Raw genomic sequence first — 18,001 nt, forward strand, 5'->3', positions numbered from 1 at the left:
CCAATACTCCGGCCATGAGACCACTCCGCACCGAGACCGGACCGCTCCGGTCCGTCCGCCGGTCGCGCCGTGCCGCGGTCACCGCCGTCGCCGCGGTCCTCGCCCTCTGCGCCCCCACGGCGTCGGCCGGCGCCCCGGCGGCCGACGGCCACCACCGGCCCTGCGTCGGTTCCCGGCTGCCCGAGCGCGGCCCGGCGCGCGACATCCTGCGGATCGCCGAGCGGGCCAAGGCGGAGATGGACCTCAAGTCCGTGATCCTGCGGGTCACCGTCGACGGCCGGGAGGTCGTCACCACGGCGCTCGGCGAGTCGATGACGGGGGTTCCGGCCACCCCCGCGATGCACTTCCGGAACGGGAACGTCGCGATCAGCTACATGGGCACGGCGCTGCTGCGGCTGGTCGACCGGGGGGAGGTGCGCCTCGACGACCCCGTGGCGCGCTGGCTGCCGGGCCTCGAGGACGGCGACCGGATCACCCTGCGGATGCTGGCCGCCTCCACCACCGGTCTCGTCGACTACGTCCGGCTGCCGGAGTTCCAGCGGGCCGTCACCTCGAACCCGTTCCGCCGGTGGACGGCCGACGAGCTCGTGCGGCTGTCGACGAGCAAGGAGCGCTGGTACGAGCCGGGCACCAACTGGAGCTACTCGCACGCCGACTTCGTCCTCCTGGGCGCCGCTCTGGAGAGGATCACCGGCACGCGCCTCGACCACCTGCTCCGGCGCGAGGTGCTGGGCCCGCTCGGACTGCGCGAGACGCGCAACGGTTTCACGCCCGACGTCCCCTCACCCGTCCTGCACGCCTTCGCGTCCGACCGCGGGACGTACGAGGAGTCGACGTTCTGGAACCCCTCGTGGACCACCGCCCCGGGCGCGGTGGAGACCACCGACATCTGTGACCTGGCGAGCTCGGCCGTCGGCATCGGCTCGGGCCGGCTGCTCTCTCCGTCGTCCCACCGGGAGCTGCTGGACCCGGGGACGGTCGGTCTGGGGCACGCCACCGCGAAGTGCCCGGCGACGGTCTGCCTCGCGCAGACGGAGGCCACCCACTACGGTCTGGGGCTGCTCGTGCTCGGCGACTGGGTGTCCCAGCACCCCTTGTTCTTCGGGTACTCGGCGTCCCAGGCGTATCTGCCGTCGAAGCGGCTGGCCATCGCGGTCTCGACCACGAACGGCCCGGCCGCCCCGGGCGGTCACTCGGCCCACACGATCGCCCAGCGCATCGCGGCCGCCCTGGTCCCGGCCCACCCCATCCCCGACTTCGGCTGACGGCCGCCTCAGACCGCCGCCGGGTCCGCGCGCCGCGGGTGCGCGGCGGCCTCGGCGGCGGTGTAGGAGGAGGCGAAGGTGAAGGCGCGCGGGGACGGGCCGTGCGCCCGCAGGTCCGCCAGCCGCTCGACGGCCTCGTCGACGGTCGGGACGTGCCCGGCGGGGACCCACCAGAGCACCAGGTGCGCCTCGACGTGCCGGTGGAACCAGTCGCGGCGCTTGCGCATGACCTCCAGGTGCCCGCTGCGGTAGGCGAAGTCCCACAGGGCCTCCTGGGTCTCCCAGACCGACAGGTTGACGATGACGTCGTCGCCCAGCGGGCGCAGCCCGGTGGCGTCGGCCTCCCCCTCGCCGATGAGCCGCCACACGAAGCCGGGGGCCGCGTCGGCGGCGGCGTTGACCGGGTCGAGCATCTCGACGAACGGCGCCACGCGCGGGTCGTCGAGGGGGTGGAGGAGCCTGGAGACGTTGAGCTGGGCGAGGTGGGCGGAGTGCCGGGCCGTGGTCATGGCCTCATCCCAGCACGCCCCGCTTTTCTATGTCAATCATCATTGTTTTTAGAAGCTTCGACCACCACGCAGCACTCCCCCGGCCGGGCGTCCATGCGGGCGCGGACGGGGCCCTCCGTGCCGAACAGCCCTTCGAGGAGCGCCAGGTTCATGCCGCAGACGAGGGGCGGAAAGCTCTCGGCGACGGCGTGGAAGGGGCAGTTGCGCATCCGGACGGCACCCACGGCCCGCCCCTCGACGTCCTCCCGGTACGGCTCGTAGCCGCGCGCAGCCAGCGTCTCCACGGCCCCTTCGAGATCCCCGCAAGGCCCCGCCGGGCCGCGCAGCGCCTCGCCCCGGCGGCGCGCCGCCGCACAGAGACCGGCGTCGAGCCCGGCCTCCTCGGCGGCCTCGGCCAGCAGCTCGGCCGCGGTGCGGTAGTCGCGGGCGGGCAGCGACACCGACCGTTCGCCCCGCGCCCGCGTGTACACCTTGGCGGGCCGGCCGGCCCCCGGCCCCGACCGCCCCGACAGACGGCGGCTGCCGCTTTCGAGCAGCCCGGCCCCGGTCAGCCTGTCCAGATGGTGCGCGGCGAGGGTCCGCGCCACCCCGGTCGCCTCGGCGGCCTCGTTGCGGCCGACCTCGCGGCCCTGCGCCACCACGTACTCGTACAGGCGGCGCCGCACAGGATCCTGCAGCACCGCGATCGCGTCGATGTCCTCCACGGGACCATTCTAGGAACAACGCGGATTGGCGATAGAGAGTACGCTTGCCGGCGCTGGGACCGCCGGAGGACCGGGAGCGTGTGGTGACGGAAGCGACGAAGCCGGAGGCGCGGCCGCGCGTGCGCAGGCAGCCGCGGCAGGCGCGCAGCCGGGCCCGGGTCGAGGCCATCCTCGGCGCGGCCGACCGGATCCTCTCCCGGGAGGGGTACGAGGCGCTGACGATGCGGCGGATCGCCGAGGAGGCGGGCGTGCCGGTCGGCAGCATCTACCAGTTCCTTCCCGACAAGGGCGCGGTGGTGGACGCGCTCGGGCTGCGGTACCTGGAGGCCTTCGGGACGGCCGTCGACGAGCTCGTCGAGCGGGCCCTCGCGGACGAACTGACCGACCTGGTGGGCACGATGGTCGACGTCTACGGCGAGCTGTTCCGGTCGCAGCCGGGCGGCATGGCGCTGTGGGCCGGCCGGCACCTCAGCCCCGAGCTCGCCCGCGCCGACGAGGCGAGCAACGCGCTCATCGCCGACGGCCTGCGGCGCATCGTCGAGCACCTGACCGGCGGGCCCGGCGGCGAGCCGGTGCGACGGGCGACGCGGATGGCGGTGTGGGCCGCCAACGCCGTGCTGCACGAGGTGTTCAAGGGCGAGGGCGAGCCGGACCTGGAGACCGTGGACGAGCTGAAGCGGATGCTGCACTGCTACTGGGAGGACCTGCGCGGCCGGCTGACGGCCGGGGAGGGGTGAGGCCGGGAAGGGGCGAGGCCGGGGAGGCCGGGGATCCGTCCCGTCGCACCCATAGAACGTGAACGCGCGTTCATGTTACGGTGCGGCCCACCTCGGACGGCAAGCCCTCGGCGAAGGCAGGTGCCCGTGACAAGCAGCCCCACCGACCCCACCCGACTCCCCCGGCTCCCGGCCGGCTTCGTCTGGGGCGCCTCCACCGCCGCGTACCAGATCGAGGGCGCGGCCGACGAGGACGGCAAGGGGCCGTCGGTCTGGGACACCTTCGTGCGGCGCCCCGGGGCCGTCCGCGACGGCCACACCGGCGACGTCGCCTGCGACCACTACCACCGGTTCGACGAGGACGTGGCGCTGATGCGCCGGCTCGGGCTCGACGCGTACCGCTTCTCCGTCTCCTGGCCGCGCGTCCTGCCGACCGGAGCGGGCAGGGTCGAACCGCGCGGCCTCGACTTCTACGACCGGCTGGTCGACGCGCTGCTCGACGCCGGGATCGAGCCCACCCCCACCCTCTTCCACTGGGACCTGCCGCAGGCCCTGGAGGACGAGGGCGGATGGCTGAACCGGGAGACCGCGCACCGGTTCGCCGAGTACGCGGCGGTGACGGCGGACCGGCTCGGCGACCGGGTGAAGCGGTGGATCACCCTGAACGAGCCCTTCGTGCACATGTCGTTCGGCTACGGCTTCGGCGTCCATGCCCCGGGCCGCGCCCTGCTCCTCGACGCCCTGCCCGTCGCGCACCACCAGCTGCTCGGCCACGGCCTCGCGACCGCGGCGCTGCGGGCCGCCGTCCCGGACGGCCAGGTGCTGATCGCCAACAACTGCACGCCCGTGCGGCTGCGGACGGACGCCCGGTCGGAGGCGGACGCCGCGGCGGCCTCGGCGTACGACGTCCTGCACAACCGCCTCTTCAACGACCCCGTCCTCCTGGGGAGTCACCCCGACCTCTCGGCCTACGGCATGAGCGACCCGAGCTGGGGAGGAGTGGTGCGCGACGGCGACCTCGCCACCATCGCCGCGCCGCTCGACGGACTGGGCCTCAACTACTACAACCCGACCTGGGTGACCGCCCCCGCCGATCCCGGAGCGGGCCTGCCCTTCGACCTGACCGAACCTCAGGAGGCGTACCGGCGCACCGCGTTCGGCTGGCCCGTCGTCCCCGACGGACTCACGGAGCTGCTCACCGGCCTCGGGGACCGCTACGGCGACGCCCTCCCGCCGGTGTGGATCACCGAGAACGGCTGCTCGCAGCCGGCCGGCACGGACGACCGGGAGCGGGTCGACTACCTCGCCGGACACCTCGCCGCCGTCGCGGACGCCGTGGCCCGGGGGGTGGACGTGCGCGGCTACTTCACCTGGTCGCTGCTCGACAACTTCGAGTGGGCCGAGGGCTACCACCAGCGTTTCGGGCTGGTCGAGGTCGACTTCGCCACCGGACGCCGCACGCCCCGGGCGAGCTTCGCGTGGTACCGCGACCTGATCGCCTCCCAGCGGGGCCGGACGTCCTCGTGAGCCGGGCCCGCACGGAGGACGGGGCCGACCACGCCGCCGTCCTCGCCGAGCCCACCGTCCCGGTCGGTGCCGGGTGGACAGCGGGCCTCTCGCTGGCCACCCTCGCCGTCTTCATGGCGTTCATGACGCCCATCCAGATCCTGCTGCCGCTCCAGCTGGAGCACATCGACCCGCACCACAAGAACGCCGCGCTGTCGCTCGTCACCGGCCTCGGCGCGCTCGTCGCGGTCCTCGCGAACCCGCTCGCCGGAGCGTGGTCGGACCGGACCACGAGCCGGTTCGGCCGCCGCAGGCCCTGGATCCTCGGCGGCGCCCTCGCCGGGGCGGCGGGCCTCGCGGTCACCGCCGCCCAGCACACCGTGGCGGGGGTCGCCGTCGGCTGGTGCCTCGCGCAGGCGGGTCTCAACGCGATGCTGGCCGGTGTCACCACCCCGATCGCCGACCGGGTGCCGCTCGCCCAGCGCGCGCAGGTCTCCGGCTGGACGGGCCTCACGCAGTCGGTCGGCCTGGTCCTGGGCGCGCTGATCACCACCCTCCTCGTCACCGGCGTCCGCTCCGGTTACGTCACGCTCGCCCTGCTCACCGTCGCGCTCGCCCTTCCCTTCGTGCTGCGCCAGACCGAGCCGGCCCTCCCCCGGGCGCTGCGTCCCGCCTTCGACGCCCGCACCTTCGCCCGTTCCTTCTGGCTGAGTCCCCGGCGGCATCCCGACTTCGGCTGGGCGTGGCTCACCCGGTTCCTGATCAACCTCGGCAACGCCCTCGGCACGCTGTACCTGTTCTACTTCCTCGCCGACGCCGTCCACCACGGCGATCCCGGCACCGGCGTGCTGATCCTCACCGTGGTCTACACCCTCTGCGCCGCGCTCACGGCCGTCCCCGTGGGCGTGCTGTCCGACCGCTCCGGCCGCCGCAAGGGCTTCGTCGTCCTCTGTTCGCTGGTCATGGCCGCCGCGGCGCTGCTCCTGGCCCTGTTCCACACCTGGCCGTCCGCGCTCGCCGCCGCGGCCGTCCTCGGCGCGGGGTACGGCGTCTACCTCGCCGTCGACCAGGCCCTGGTCACCCAGGTCCTGCCCGAGGCCGCCGACCGGGCCAAGGACCTCGGCGTCGTCAACATCGCCAATTCCGGCCCCCAGGTCCTCGCCCCCGCCCTCGCCTCGCCGGTCATCGCCCACCTCGGCGGCTACACCGGCCTGTACGCGGTCGCGGCGCTGGTCATCCTCCTCGGGGGCCTCCTCGTCCGCCGCGTCCGGGGCGTGGCCTGACACCGCCCGGCGGGGCCGGACCGCATCCCAATTGCTGAAATTGTTCATTCAGAGTATTGATCCCTGTTGGCCTCTATGCGAGATTCGGCGCACCGCGGTGCCGGTCGACGGCCGCGGTCCGTCCGGATCCACAGGAATCGCTGCCGGGAGAGGTCTCCAACATGCCGGTCCGACACGCCCCCGGGGAACGACTCGCGATGGAGAGGCGCACCATCGAGGTCATCCCCGACGCCGAGCGGCACGGCACGCCGCGCAGCCAGTTCACGCTGTGGTTCGGCGCCAACATGCAGATCACCGCGATCGTCGACGGCGCCCTGTCCGTCGTCTTCGGCGCCGACGCGCTCTGGGCGATACCGGCGCTGCTGATCGGCAACGTGCTCGGCGGCGTCGTCATGGCGCTGCACTCCGCGCAGGGCCCGCGCCTCGGCGTGCCGCAGATGATCTCCAGCCGCGCGCAGTTCGGCGTCCACGGCGCCGTCCTGCCGCTGCTCCTCGTCATCCTCATGTACCTCGGCTTCGCCGCCACCGGCAGCGTACTGGCCGGTCAGGCCCTGTCCGAGCTGCTGCACATCGACGACGCACGGGTCGGCATCCTCGTCTTCGGCGCGCTGACCGCCGTGGTCGCCGTCACCGGCTACCGGCTCATCCACGTCGCGGGCCGGGTCGCCACCGTCGCCGGCGTGCTCGGCCTCGGCTACCTCCTCGTGCGGGTGTTCACCCAGTACGACGTCGGCGCGCACGTCGGGAACAAGGGCTTCGAGGCGGCGACCTTCCTGCTCGCCGTCGGGCTCGGCGCCGGCTGGCAGCTGACCTTCGGCCCGTACGTCGCCGACTACTCGCGCTACCTGCCGCGCGACACCAGCACGCGGGCGACGTTCTGGTCCACGTTCGCCGGCTCCGTGATCGGCTCCCAGTGGGCCATGACCCTCGGGGCGCTCACCGCGGCCGTCGCGGGCAAGGCCTTCCTCCCCGACCAGGTGGGGTTCCTCGGCGGCCTGGCAGGACCGGCGGCCCTCGCCTTCCTCGTCTACCTGGTGATCGTGGTCGGCAAGCTGACCGTCAACTGCCTCAACGCGTACGGCGGCTTCATGTCGATCCTGACGACCGTCACCGCCTTCGACGGCCGTTCACGGATCTCGGCCGCCGCCCGCGCCGCCTACATCGTCGGCTTCACCGCCGTGTCGATCGGCATCGCGCTGGCCGCCAGCGCCGACTTCCTGAACAACTTCAAGAACTTCGTGCTGCTGATCCTGATGGTGTTCACCCCGTGGAGCGCGATCAACCTGGTCGACTACTACCTGGTGTCCCGCGAGCGCGTCGACGTCCCCGCCCTGTACGACCCGGACGGCCGCTACGGGCGCTGGAACGTCACCGCGCTGACCTGCTACGTCGTGGGCGTCGCCGTCCAGGTCCCGTTCCTGGCCACGAAGCTGTACACCGGCGCGATCACCAAGAGGCTCGACGGCGCCGACATCTCGTGGATCGTCGGCCTGACCGTCACCGCGGCGCTGTACTGGCTGTGGGTGCGGCGCACCGCCGACCCGCCCGCCGAGACCGTGCACCCGGCCGCCCTCGACGGCGGCGACCGGTCGACGGCGCCCGTCGGCTGACCCGTCCTACTCCCCCACCGGCACGACATCGGCCCACAGGGCGGCGGCGTCGGGCGAGAGCGGTACGACCGCTCGGCCCGGCGCCTCGTCGCTCCCGTCCCACCACACGCCCTGCCCCGCGGCCAGCGGGCCCTCCCCCTCGCCCGTGCCCCACCGGCCGCGCAGCACGTGGAGCACCCCGGCGCGGCCCACGTCCGGCACGACGGGCCCGGTGACCCGCTCCACCCGGGCCGCCGCGCGCCCGCGCCGCACCATGATGTTGAGGACCCGGCACGCGCCGCCCCGCAGCTCGGCGGTCAGCTCCAGGTCACCGGGGAACGCGAGGGGCTCCTCCGCGCGCGCCGTCCGGTCGAACACCCCGGGGGCCGTCAGCCGCACGCCGTCGCCCGTCAGGAGGGTGAGCGTCCGGTCGACCCCGGGAAACGCCGAGAACGGGCCGCCCCGGTCGATGTCGGCGACGCTCGCGCGCCACCGGAACTCCTCGGCGCCCACCGGCCACGAGACGATCTCCCGGGTGGCGCCCCCGCCGTTGCGCCACCGGCCCGCCGTCAGCGTCTCGACATCGAAGCGGTGCATGGGGCTCCTGGGCTGCGTGCGGTGCGGGCGCGGATCACCCGCACGGCCAACGATAGAGGGGCCCCGTCCGCACCGCCTACGTCTCCCGGGGCGCGGCGGTCTCCTCGGGCCGGGGGTGCCGCGCGAACCAGCGGGCGACGGGTTCCGCGGTCACGCCGTGCAGCAGGACGCTGAGCAGGACGGTCGCGGCCGTCACGTTGACGACGAAGACCGCCTCCTCGCCCCGGAGCTGGGAGAAGGCGAGGACCGAGAAGACGATCGAGGTGACGCCGCGCGGGCCGAGCCAGCCGATCGCGACGCGCTCGGGCCGGCTGAACGCCGTCCCGGTGAGGGAGGCGACGACGGGGACGAAACGGGCCACGACGAGCACGAGGAGCGCGTAGACGACGAACCGGAGGACGTGGCCGCGGCGAACGCCTCCGTCGTCACCGCACCGAAGGCGTACCAGGCGGCCAGGGCCAGCAGATGGCCGACGTCGTTCACGAGGTCGAGGGAGTCGCCGCTGATCGCGGACACGACGGTCGCGTACCAGAGGCCCGCGACGAACGCCGCGACGAAGCCGTTGCCGTCGACGAGGACGGAGGCCGCGTAGGTCAGGAAGGGCAGGGCGAGACCGGCCAGGCGCAGGCTCGCCGGCTCGGCCCAGCCGGACGCCAGGGACCACCGCACCGCCCGGGAGGCCAGGTACCCGAGGACCGAGCCGACGATCGTCGCGAGGACCGCGCCCTTGAGGGCGTTCAGGACGAGGTCGCCGAACGTGTCTCCCTCGGCGGAGACCAGATTGGCGAGGCAGAACACGAAGAGCGGCGAGATCAGTCCGTCGTTGAAGCCGCCTTCGAGGTTGAGCGCCGCACGCACCCGCAGGGGCAGCCGATCGTCGCGCAGCAGCATCAGGACGGGCGCGAGGTCCATGGGCATGACGACGAGGGCCGCGACGGCGAGCAGCCACCAGTTCGTGCCGGGGAAGACGAGGGCGCCGAACAGCGTGGCGAGGACGAGGGACACCGGCAGGGCCAGCCCGAGCAGCCGCACCCCGCCCACCGGGCCGCGCAGCCGCGCGTAGTCCCGGGCCTCGGTGGCGTCCGTGAAGAGCATGACCGCCAGGACCAGTTCGACCGCCCGCTGGAAGGTGTGGGTGTCCACGTCGAGCGGCACGACCGCGTGATCACCGCCGCTGAGCAGGATGCCGGCCGCGGCGAAGGTGATCGGGGCGGTGATGCTCCACCGCGACAGCCGGTCCGAGACGAGCACCCACAGGAACAGCAGGGCGAACAGGACGAGGAGAGCGATCACGCTGCCACATCCCGACAGACGACCCGAAAGGATCGGAACCGGACACCCCCGTCCACGCCCGCGGCCGCGTCGCCGCAGCGGGTTCACATGGGTGCGGGAATCCGCGTTTCACCACCGCTCGAGGGTTCTCGATCCTGAAACACAGGACGCGTTGTCCGCCGGGGAACCGGACTGTTATCAAGGACCCATGACCGAGAACGCGCCGATGACCCGCAGGATCCACGTGGATCTCCTGCGCGTCGGCACGTCCTCCTGTCCGTCGGTCTGACCGGCGCGCCGCGGCGGATCCGCGCTCCGGCCGTCGCACATCGCGCGGCGCCCCGCCGCACCCTCGTGCCTCGTGTCCCGCTTCCCGCTTCCCGCTCTGTCCCCGTACGGTCCGCCGCGGTCGCGTCGTGCCGTCGGTCACCACCTGGAGAAGACCCATGCCCGAACCCGACGTCGACGCCCTGCCCCGGCACTGGCGGGACCTGCTGCCCGCCGCCTCCCGCCGCCGCTTCCTCTCCCTCACCGGGGGCGGCGCCCTCGCCGCCCTGCTGGCGGCCTGCGCACCGAGCGCGCCCGCCGACGCCGCCGGGGCGGCGGCGCCGGCGGGCGCGGCCCGGCGCGGCGGCACGCTCCGCGTCGGCACGCCCCCGCCGCCGACCGCCCTCGATCCGGTCACCGCCTACGACGGCAGCGCGATCGCCCTCTACCAGCTGGTCGCCGACTACCTGATCTGGCTGGACGAGGACTACCAGCTGGTGCCGAGGCTCGCCACCTCGTGGACGTCCGACGAGGCGGGCCGGACCTGGACGTTCACCCTGCGCGAGGGGGTGGTGTTCTCCGACGGCACCGCACTGGACGCCGCCACCGTGAAGGCCTCCTTCGACCGGCTGCTCGACCCGGGGAGAAAGTCCGCCGCCCTGTCGGCCTTCGCCACCGTCCTCAAGGCCGGAGGCGTCCGCGCCGACGGCGCCACGAAGGTCGTCTTCACCCTCGAACGGCCCTTCTCCGACTTCCCCTACCTCGTCTCGGCCGGCAACTACAACGCCGTCGTCCTGAAGAAGGACTACGCCGGCGACTTCACCGCCCACGGCATCGGCACCGGCCCGTTCGTCCTCACCTCCTACGACGTCTCGACCGGTGCCTCCTTCACCCGCAACACCCGCTACTGGGACGCCCCCAAGCCCCACCTCGACGGCGTCGAGGTGACCTTCTACGCCGACGACCAGGCCGATCTGGTCGCCCTCCAGGGCGGGGACGTCGACACCCAGTTCCTCAGCCGCGCCGCCCTGGTCGAGCCGCTCGGCGACGGCGGCGGCGACCTGGTCGTCGACAAGGTCCGGAGCACCGCCGTGACCGTCCTCACCCTCCGCGTCGACAAGGCCCCGTTCGACCGCAAGGAGGTCCGGCAGGCCGTCGCCCACGCCCTGGACCGCCCGGCGCTGCGCCAGTCCGCCGGCAGCGGCCTCGGGGACCTCGGCAACGACCACCTGTTCGCGCCGCTGTTCCCCTCCGCGCCCACCGGCATCCCGCAGCGGGTCAGGGACAAGGAGAAGGTCACGGCGCTGCTGGAGCAGGCGGGGATCGACGGCCTCCGCTTCACGCTCACCTTCGACCCGCCCAACAAGGACCACGCCGTCACCGTCCAGAGCCAGTTGAAGGAGGCCGGCATCACCGTCGACCTCGACCAGCGGTCCTCCGAGGAGTTCTACGGCGGGGACCAGGCGAAGGACACGCCCTGGCTGTTCACGGACGCCAACCTGGTCAACTGGGCCGGGCGGCCCGTGCCGAGCCAGCTGGTCAACCCGATGGTCAGGAGCGACGGCGTGTGGAACGGCTCCAAGTACGCCAACGAGGCCCTGGACGCGGCCGCCGAGGCCTACGACGCCGCCACCGACGACGCCGAACGGCGCAAGCAGGCCGAGATCATCGCCGGGATCCTCCACGAGGACGTGCCCGTCGTCATCGCGTTCTGGAACGGCAACACGCGCGCCTCCCGCCGCTCCTTCCGGGGGATCGAGGCGCATCCCAGCCAGTACGTCGACTTCTCCGCCGTCTCGCGGGCCTGAGCGGAGAGGACGCCGACCACATGCGACGCTTCCTGCTGCGCCGGGTCGCGGCCGTCCCGCCGACCCTGCTCGCGGTCTCCTCACTGGTCTTCCTCGCCACACAGATCCTGCCCGGCGACGTCGCCCGCACCGTCCTCGGCCGCGAGGCCGACGACGGCTCGGTCCGCGCGCTCCGCCACGACCTCGGCCTGGACCGACCGCTCGCCGTGCGGTACGCGAGCTGGCTGGGGCACTTCGTGACCGGCGACTGGGGCACCTCGTACACCCTGCGCGTGCCGGTGCGCACCCTGCTCCTGGAACGTCTGGGGCACTCGCTGTTCCTGGCCGGGTTCGCGTTCCTGCTGCTCGTGCCGGTCGCGCTCGCCCTGGGCCTGCTCGCCGGCCTCTTCCACGGCCGGATCCCGGACCGGCTCGTCACCTCGACGACCCTCGCGCTCGGCGCCACACCGGAGTTCGTCACCGGCGTCGTGCTGCTCGTGGTCTTCTCCGTACGGCTGCGCTGGTTCCCGGCCTCCGCGCAGCCGCGGCCGGGGCACGACGGGCTCGGCGACACGCTGTGGCACCTGACGCTGCCGGCGGCCTCGCTGGTCCTGGTGTGCACCGGGTACGTGGCCCGCCATGTGCGCGCCGGCACGATCGCGGTGCTGGAGGGGGCCCATGTGCGCGCCGCCCGGCTGCGGGGGCTGTCGTCCCCGCGGATCGTCGTGCGCCATGTGCTGCGCAACGCCACGGTGCCGGCGACCAGCGCGCTGGGGGTCCAGCTGCAGTACCTGCTCGGCGGGATCGTCGTGGTCGAGCTCCTCTTCAACTATCCCGGTGCCGGGGCGCTGTTGCTGCGGGCCGCCCAGGACAAGGACCTGCCGACGCTCCAGGCGAGCGCCCTGGTGCTCGGCCTCCTCTACATGCTGGTGGTGCTGCTCGCGGACGTCGTCCACCGGCTGCTGGACCCCCGGATCCGTCCGGAGGCCGCCGCGTGAGCGCCTTCCCGGCCACCTCGTGGTCACGGCCGCGGCCGCCCGCCGCCTGGCTCGTGGGGACGTCCGTCGTGGTGCTGTGGGCGGCGGTCGCCGTCCTCTGGCCGCATCTGGTGCCGTACGCGCCCGACGTCCAGCGGCCCCAGGACCGCTTCCTGCCGCCGGGCGGCGAACACTGGCTCGGCACCGACCGGTTCGGGCGCGACGTCCTGTCCCGTGCGCTCGCCGGGGCCCGCCCCGTCCTCCAGGTGGCGCCGGCGGCGACCGCCCTCGCCGTCCTCGCGGGCACCGTCCTGGGCCTGCTCACCGGGGGCGTCGGCGGCCGGCTCGACGAGGTGGTGATGCGGATCGTCGACGCGGTCGTGGTCTTCCCCGCGATCGTCGCCGCCGTGCTGTTCGCGGCGATGCTGGGCCACTCGACGACCGTCCTCGTGCTGGTCGTCGCGGCGTCCCTGGCGACCCTCGTGACCCGCAGCGTCCGGGCCGCCGCGCTCGTCGAACGGGACAAGCCGTACGCCGAGGCCGCCCGGCTGCGGGGCGAGCCCCGGTGGTCGTTGCTCGTCCGCGAGATCCTGCCCAACATCCGCTCCACGGTGTACGTCGAGGCCACCTCACGGCTCGGCGACGCGGTGTTCGCCGCCGCCACGCTCTCCTTCCTCGGCCTCGGCCTGCCACCGGGCTCCCCGGAGTGGGGCGCCTCCGTCGCCGACAACCGGGTGTGGCTGGCGCATGCGCCCTGGACCGTCCTCGCGCCCGCCCTGGCCGTCGTCTCGCTGGTGGTCGGCGTCGCGCTCGTCGCGGACGGTTCGCGCCGGATGACGGGAGGCAGGACATGAGCGCGGACGGACGAGGTCCGATCGACGAGGAGAACGGCACGGACGGGAGCGAACGGGGTCTCGTCGTCGAGGGGTTGAGCATCGCGTACGGCTCCGCCCGGGTCCTGCACGACGTGTCCTTCCGCGTCGCGCCCGGCGAGATCCACGGCCTGGTCGGCGAGTCCGGCTGCGGCAAGTCGACGCTGGCGTACGCGCTGGCCCGTCACTTCGCACCGGGCGGGCACGTGCTCGGCGGCGCCGTCCGGCTGGACGGCGCCGACGTACTCGCTCTGGACGGGAGGGAGTTGCGGAAGTGGCGGGCCTCGCGGCTCGCCTTCGTCCACCAGGACGCGGCCGGCGCCCTGGATCCGACGATGCGGATCGGCCGGCAGCTGGCCGAGGTGCTGCGGGGCCGGGGCCTGTCCCGGCGGGAGACGGCCGCACGCGTCCTGGAGCTGCTGCGGACCGTCCGGCTGCCCGACCCCGAGCGGCTGGCGCTCCGCTTCCCGCACCAGCTCTCCGGCGGGCAGCAGCAGCGCGTCGTCATCGCCGCGGCCCTGGCCACCGAACCCCGGCTCCTGGTCCTCGACGAGCCGACGACCGGCCTGGACGCCTCCGTGGAGCACGAGGTGCTCGGCCTCCTCGCCGAGCTGCGCGACCGGCTGGACGCCGCCGTCGTCCTCGTCAGCCACGACCTGGGCCTGATCGGCCGGATGTGCGACCGGGTGGGTGTGCTGTACGCGGGACGGCTCGTGGAGAGCGGGCCGGTACGGGAGGTGCTGGCCGCCCCCGCCCACCCGTACACCGCGGGCCTCCTGGCCGCCGTCCCGGTCCTCGGCACCACCCGCCACGACCGGCCGCTGCGGCCCGTGCCCGGCCGGCTGCCGCTGCCCGGCGAGACCGTCCCGGGCTGCGCCTTCGCCGCGCGCTGCGCCCTGGCCGAGGACGCCTGCCGGGCGGCCGAACCCCCGCCGGACACCGGGGCGGTGCGGGGCAGGACGGTGCGCTGCCTGCGGCCGGGAGAGGTCCCGCCGGCCGCGCCGCCGGTGACCGTGGGCGCGCCGGCGCCCCGGAAGGCGGCCGCGGTCCTCCTCGAAGTACGGGACCTCGTCCGCGGGTACGGCGCGACGGTCGCCGTCGACCACGTCGACCTCACCGTCCACGAGGGCGAGGTCCTCGGCCTGGTGGGCGAGTCGGGCAGCGGCAAGACGACCCTCGCCCGCGCGATCGCCGGTCTCGCCCCCGACGGCACGGGATCCCTGGCCCTGCGGGGTGCGCCGCTGCCCCCGCGGCTGGCCCGGCGGGGGGCGGACGTACGGCGGCGCGTCCAGATGGTGTTCCAGAACCCCGACGCCTCGCTCAACCCCAGCCACCGCGTCCGCACGGTGCTGCGCAGGGCGCTGGCCACCCTCGCCGCGCCCGGGGCGGGGCGGGAGCCCGCCGCCCTGGACGACCTCCTGGAGCGCACCCGCATCGACGCGGACCTGCTCGACCGCCTCCCCGGACGGTTGTCCGGGGGCCAGAAGCAACGGGTCTCGATCGCCCGCGGCTTCGCGGGCCGCCCCGACCTGGTGATCTGCGACGAGCCCGTCTCCGCGCTCGACGTCAGCGTGCAGGCGGCCGTCCTGGAGCTCCTCGCCGACCAGCGCGACCGCACGGGGACGTCGTACCTGTTCATCTCGCACGACCTCGCCGTCGTCGGCCACCTCGCCGACCGGATCGCCGTCATGTACCGGGGCGCGGTCGTCGAGGAGGGTCCCGCGGCCGACGTCCTGCACGGCCCCTCGCACCCGTACACCGCGCTCCTGGTGGAGGCGGCGGCACGACCGGTGGGGGCCGGGGTGCCCGAGGCGCCGTCACCGCCGTCCGCGCGGCCGGCCGGCTGCCGGTTCGCCGACCGCTGCGCCCGGCGGATCACCGGGCTGTGCGCCGAAGCGCCGCCGCCGGTGCGCGCCGTGGGGACGGGACATCTGGTGCGCTGCCACCTGGAGGTCGCGGAGCTGCCCCTGGGCGCCCCCTCCTCACCGCCCGGTCAGGTGGCCCTGCGGGAACGCGGCCAGCAGTTCCCTGGTGTACGGGGCGGCCGGTGAGTCGAAGACGGTGTCCCTCGGGCCCGTCTCCACCAGCTCGCCCTTCTCCAGGACCGCGATCCGGTCGCAGAAGTGCCGTACCACCGCGAGGTCGTGGGAGATGAAGAGCAGCGACAGGTCGAGCTCCTCGCGCAGGTCCATGAGGAGGTTCAGGACCTGCGCCTGGACCGACACGTCCAGTGCGGACACCGGCTCGTCGGCGATGACCAGGCGCGGCCGGACGGCCAGCGCGCGGGCGATGCCGATGCGCTGGCGCTGGCCGCCGGAGAACTCGTGCGGGTGACGGGAGAGGTGCGCGGCGGACAGGCCCACCTGTTCGAGCAGCTCCGCCGCCCGCTTCTTCCGCTCCGTCCGGTCCAGGTCCGTGTGGATGCGCAGCGGCGTGGTGACGATCTGCTCCACCGTGTGGCGCGGGTTGAGCGACGCGTACGGGTCCTGGAAGACCAGCTGGACGTCGCGGCTCAGCTCGCGGCGCAGCCGGGCGTCCGTCGCCGCGCCCGAGATGTCCCGGCCGTCGAAGCGGACCTCTCCGCCCGTGGGGCGGCGCAGGCCGGTGAGGACCCGCGCGATGGTGGACTTGCCCGAGCCGGACTCGCCCACCAGGCCGAGGGTCTCCCCGCGTGCCACGTGCAGGCTCACGCCCCGCACCGCCGGGTGGGGGCGGGCGCGGCGGCGTCCCGGGTAGTCCACGCGCAGCTCGCGGACCTCGGCCAGGATCCCGGGGGCCGGGCCGGGGGCGGGGGCGGCGCGGAGGCGGGCCTCGGTGCGCGGCTTCGGCTCCGGGTCGTCGACGGTGGGAAGGCGGGTGCCGGGCACGGTGTCCAGGGTGGGGGCCGCGCCGACGAGGGCCTGGGTGTAGGGGTGGGCGGGGGTGGTCAGGAGGCGTCCGGTGGGGCCCTCCTCCAGCGCCTCGCCGTCGCGCATGACCAGCATGCGGTCGCAGGTCGCCGCCACCACTCCCACGTCGTGCGTGACGAGGAGGACGGCCGTGCCGGTCTCCGCCCGGAGTTCGCGGATCAGGTCGAGGACCTGGTGCTGGACCCGGGCGTCCAGCGCGGTGGTCGGTTCGTCGGCGATCAGGACGTCCGGGACGTTGATCAGCGCCATGGCGATGACGACGCGCTGGCGCATGCCGCCCGAGAGGTGGTGCGGGTGGTCCGAGGCGCGGGCGGCCGGGATGCCCACCCGTTCCAGCATCGCCGCCGCCCGTGCCCGGGCCTCCTTGCGGCCGGCCCGCGGGTGGTGGACGCGGTACGCCTCCGCGACCTGGGCGCCGACGGTGTGGTACGGCGACAGCGCGTCCAGGGCGTCCTGGAAGACCATCGCGACACGGGAGCCCCTGAGCTTCTTCAGGGCCGGTTCGGGCGCGCCCACCAGTTCGAGGCCGTCGCCGCCGAGGCGGATGCTTCCCTCGACGCGGGTGCGTACCGGGTCGTGGAGGGCCAGGGCGGCGAGGCCGACCGTCGACTTGCCCGAGCCCGACTCGCCGACGAGACCGAGGACTTCGCCCGGTGCGAGGTCGAAGGAGACGCCCCGGACGGCAGGGACGGGGCCGCGCGCCGTGCGGAAGGTGACCGCCAGGTCGCGGACGCTCAGTGCGGGTCGGTCGCTCATGCGAGCCTCACTCGGGGATCCAGCCAGGCCACCACGAGGTCGGCCACGGCCACGAACACGACGACGAAGAAGGCGGCGACGAGGACGGTGCCGACGACCGTGGGCAGGTCGTTGCCGGTGACCGCGTCGACGGCGAGCTTGCCGACGCCGCCGAGCCCGAACACGGTCTCCGTGATGAACGCGCCTCCGAGCAGCGCCCCGACCTCCAGGCCGAGCAGCTGCACCAGCGGGCCGGCCGCTCCGCGCGCGGTGTACTTCAGGTGGGTGCGCAGGGTGCCCAGACCCTTGGCGCGGGCCGTGCGGACGTACCCGTGGTGCATGGTCTCCAGCATCTGCGAGCGGGTCAGCCGGGCGTAGACGGCCGCGTTGACGAAGCCGAGGACCAGCCACGGCAGGACCAGGCCCAGGGCCCACTGACCGGGCCGGTCGGCGAAGGGGACGTAGCGCGGGGGCGCGAACAGGCCCGTGGAGTAGACGAGCAGGAACTGGAGCACGTAGCCGAGGAAGTAGATCTGCACGCTGGCGCCCAGCAGGTTGAAGCCGGACAGCAGGCGGTCGGTCGGCCTGCCCCGGCGCAGCGCCGCCGCCAGGCCCGAGCCGACGCCGAGGACGAGGATCACCGCGAGGGCGCCGACGGCGAGGGAGACGGTCACGGGGAGGCGGTCCTCGATGGCGGCGAGGACGGGCTGGTGGAGGGTGTAGGAGTAGCCGAGGCAGGGGGCGGGGCAGGGGATCGGGGTGCCGTCGACGTCCGCGATGGCGCGGCCGGTGACGAGGCCGCCGAGGTAGTCGGCGAACTGGGAGGCGATCGGCTGGTCGAGTCCCATGCTCGTGCGGACGGCCGCGAGCTGCGCGGAGGTGCACCTGGGGCCGCAGGCGATCTGGGCCGGGTCGGAGGGGGCGGCGTAGAAGAGCCCGAAGGCCGTGGCGGTGATCGCGAGGAGCACCGCCACGGCCTGCGCGGCCCTCTTGATGAGGTAACGGGTCATGGT

The 18,001-nt window shown here is 74.1% G+C and carries 15 protein-coding genes; 9 read left to right on the forward strand and 6 right to left on the reverse strand.

Features of this window, described 5'->3' with window-relative positions:
• The first annotated feature begins 14 nt into the window (after positions 1–14).
• Positions 15–1,265, forward strand: a complete 1,251-nt coding sequence (locus ACFYUZ_RS18945) for a serine hydrolase domain-containing protein (protein WP_389310611.1) — start codon at positions 15–17, stop codon at positions 1,263–1,265.
• An 8-nt stretch (positions 1,266–1,273) separates the two neighbouring features.
• Here the strand turns inward: ACFYUZ_RS18945 and ACFYUZ_RS18950 are convergent, their stop codons facing one another.
• Both ACFYUZ_RS18950 and ACFYUZ_RS18955 read right to left on the reverse strand, forming a co-directional pair.
• Positions 1,274–1,774 (reverse strand): DUF3291 domain-containing protein, encoded by a 501-nt coding sequence (locus tag ACFYUZ_RS18950; RefSeq protein WP_389310613.1) that lies wholly within the window; start codon positions 1,772–1,774, stop codon positions 1,274–1,276.
• A 32-nt stretch (positions 1,775–1,806) separates the two neighbouring features.
• Complete coding sequence (locus tag ACFYUZ_RS18955) at positions 1,807–2,478, reverse strand: helix-turn-helix transcriptional regulator (RefSeq protein ID WP_389310615.1); 672 nt, start codon at positions 2,476–2,478, stop codon at positions 1,807–1,809.
• A gap of 83 nt (positions 2,479–2,561) precedes the next feature.
• Between ACFYUZ_RS18955 and ACFYUZ_RS18960 the strand changes: the two genes are divergently transcribed.
• From ACFYUZ_RS18960 to ACFYUZ_RS18975, 4 genes are all read left to right on the forward strand, one after another.
• Positions 2,562–3,215, forward strand: a complete 654-nt coding sequence (locus ACFYUZ_RS18960; RefSeq protein WP_389310617.1) for a TetR/AcrR family transcriptional regulator — start codon at positions 2,562–2,564, stop codon at positions 3,213–3,215.
• A 120-nt stretch (positions 3,216–3,335) separates the two neighbouring features.
• Positions 3,336–4,721, forward strand: coding sequence for a GH1 family beta-glucosidase (locus ACFYUZ_RS18965; protein WP_389310619.1), 1,386 nt, complete (start codon positions 3,336–3,338; stop codon positions 4,719–4,721).
• Positions 4,718–5,983, forward strand: coding sequence for an MFS transporter (locus tag ACFYUZ_RS18970; protein WP_389310621.1), 1,266 nt, complete (start codon positions 4,718–4,720; stop codon positions 5,981–5,983). The genes ACFYUZ_RS18965 and ACFYUZ_RS18970 overlap by 4 nt, the downstream gene beginning before the upstream one ends.
• A 197-nt stretch (positions 5,984–6,180) precedes the next feature.
• Positions 6,181–7,593, forward strand: coding sequence for a purine-cytosine permease family protein (locus ACFYUZ_RS18975; protein ID WP_389310623.1), 1,413 nt, complete (start codon positions 6,181–6,183; stop codon positions 7,591–7,593).
• 6 nt (positions 7,594–7,599) lie between these two features.
• Here the strand turns inward: ACFYUZ_RS18975 and ACFYUZ_RS18980 are convergent, their stop codons facing one another.
• Positions 7,600–8,169, reverse strand: a complete 570-nt coding sequence (locus ACFYUZ_RS18980; RefSeq protein ID WP_389310625.1) for a HutD family protein — start codon at positions 8,167–8,169, stop codon at positions 7,600–7,602.
• Positions 8,170–8,245: 76 nt separating this feature from the next.
• Positions 8,246–9,118 carry a cation:proton antiporter gene (locus ACFYUZ_RS18985; protein WP_389311003.1) on the reverse strand — a complete coding sequence of 291 codons (873 nt, stop codon included), beginning with the start codon at positions 9,116–9,118 and terminating at the stop codon, positions 8,246–8,248.
• Positions 9,119–9,887: 769 nt separating this feature from the next.
• On the opposite strand from ACFYUZ_RS18985, the gene ACFYUZ_RS18990 reads away from it, so the two are divergent.
• Genes ACFYUZ_RS18990 through ACFYUZ_RS19005 form a run of 4 tightly spaced genes read left to right on the forward strand, consistent with a single transcriptional unit; the run spans position 9,888 to position 15,395 of the window.
• The gene (locus ACFYUZ_RS18990; protein WP_389310627.1) at positions 9,888–11,516 is read left to right on the forward strand and encodes an ABC transporter substrate-binding protein; all 1,629 of its coding nucleotides are present in this window, start codon (positions 9,888–9,890) and stop codon (positions 11,514–11,516) included.
• A 20-nt stretch (positions 11,517–11,536) separates the two neighbouring features.
• A complete protein-coding gene (locus ACFYUZ_RS18995; protein ID WP_389310629.1) occupies positions 11,537–12,493 on the forward strand; it encodes an ABC transporter permease in 957 nt (318 codons plus the stop codon).
• Positions 12,490–13,326, forward strand: a complete 837-nt coding sequence (locus ACFYUZ_RS19000; RefSeq protein ID WP_389310631.1) for an ABC transporter permease — start codon at positions 12,490–12,492, stop codon at positions 13,324–13,326. The genes ACFYUZ_RS18995 and ACFYUZ_RS19000 overlap by 4 nt, the downstream gene beginning before the upstream one ends.
• The gene (locus tag ACFYUZ_RS19005) at positions 13,323–15,395 is read left to right on the forward strand and encodes a dipeptide ABC transporter ATP-binding protein (protein ID WP_389310633.1); all 2,073 of its coding nucleotides are present in this window, start codon (positions 13,323–13,325) and stop codon (positions 15,393–15,395) included. Before ACFYUZ_RS19000 ends, ACFYUZ_RS19005 begins: the two co-directional genes overlap by 4 nt.
• On the opposite strand, the gene ACFYUZ_RS19010 is transcribed toward ACFYUZ_RS19005, so the two are convergent.
• Together ACFYUZ_RS19010 and ACFYUZ_RS19015 are read right to left on the reverse strand one after the other, a co-directional pair.
• Positions 15,327–17,009, reverse strand: a complete 1,683-nt coding sequence (locus tag ACFYUZ_RS19010) for a dipeptide ABC transporter ATP-binding protein (RefSeq protein ID WP_389310635.1) — start codon at positions 17,007–17,009, stop codon at positions 15,327–15,329. The two genes, ACFYUZ_RS19005 and ACFYUZ_RS19010, sit on opposite strands and share 69 nt — an antisense overlap.
• Positions 17,006–17,998 carry an ABC transporter permease gene (locus ACFYUZ_RS19015; RefSeq protein WP_389310637.1) on the reverse strand — a complete coding sequence of 331 codons (993 nt, stop codon included), beginning with the start codon at positions 17,996–17,998 and terminating at the stop codon, positions 17,006–17,008. The genes ACFYUZ_RS19010 and ACFYUZ_RS19015 overlap by 4 nt, the downstream gene beginning before the upstream one ends.
• Between the last annotated feature and the right edge of the window lie 3 nt (positions 17,999–18,001).

Origin of the sequence: Streptomyces sp. NPDC004266, from assembly GCF_042874095.1 — a bacterium.
GTDB lineage: Bacteria > Actinomycetota > Actinomycetes > Streptomycetales > Streptomycetaceae > Streptomyces.

Excerpts from the sequence above, each read along its gene's own strand:
- ACFYUZ_RS18945 (WP_389310611.1), top strand. The coding sequence starts at position 15 with ATGAGACCACTCCGCACCGAGACCGGACCGCTCCGGTCCGTCCGCCGG.
- ACFYUZ_RS18950 (WP_389310613.1), bottom strand. The coding sequence starts at position 1,774 with ATGACCACGGCCCGGCACTCCGCCCACCTCGCCCAGCTCAACGTCTCC.
- ACFYUZ_RS18975 (WP_389310623.1), top strand. The coding sequence starts at position 6,181 with ATGGAGAGGCGCACCATCGAGGTCATCCCCGACGCCGAGCGGCACGGC.
- ACFYUZ_RS18980 (WP_389310625.1), bottom strand. The coding sequence starts at position 8,169 with ATGCACCGCTTCGATGTCGAGACGCTGACGGCGGGCCGGTGGCGCAAC.
- ACFYUZ_RS18990 (WP_389310627.1), top strand. The coding sequence starts at position 9,888 with ATGCCCGAACCCGACGTCGACGCCCTGCCCCGGCACTGGCGGGACCTG.
- ACFYUZ_RS18995 (WP_389310629.1), top strand. The coding sequence starts at position 11,537 with ATGCGACGCTTCCTGCTGCGCCGGGTCGCGGCCGTCCCGCCGACCCTG.
- ACFYUZ_RS19005 (WP_389310633.1), top strand. The coding sequence starts at position 13,323 with ATGAGCGCGGACGGACGAGGTCCGATCGACGAGGAGAACGGCACGGAC.
- ACFYUZ_RS19010 (WP_389310635.1), bottom strand. The coding sequence starts at position 17,009 with ATGAGCGACCGACCCGCACTGAGCGTCCGCGACCTGGCGGTCACCTTC.
- ACFYUZ_RS19015 (WP_389310637.1), bottom strand. The coding sequence starts at position 17,998 with ATGACCCGTTACCTCATCAAGAGGGCCGCGCAGGCCGTGGCGGTGCTC.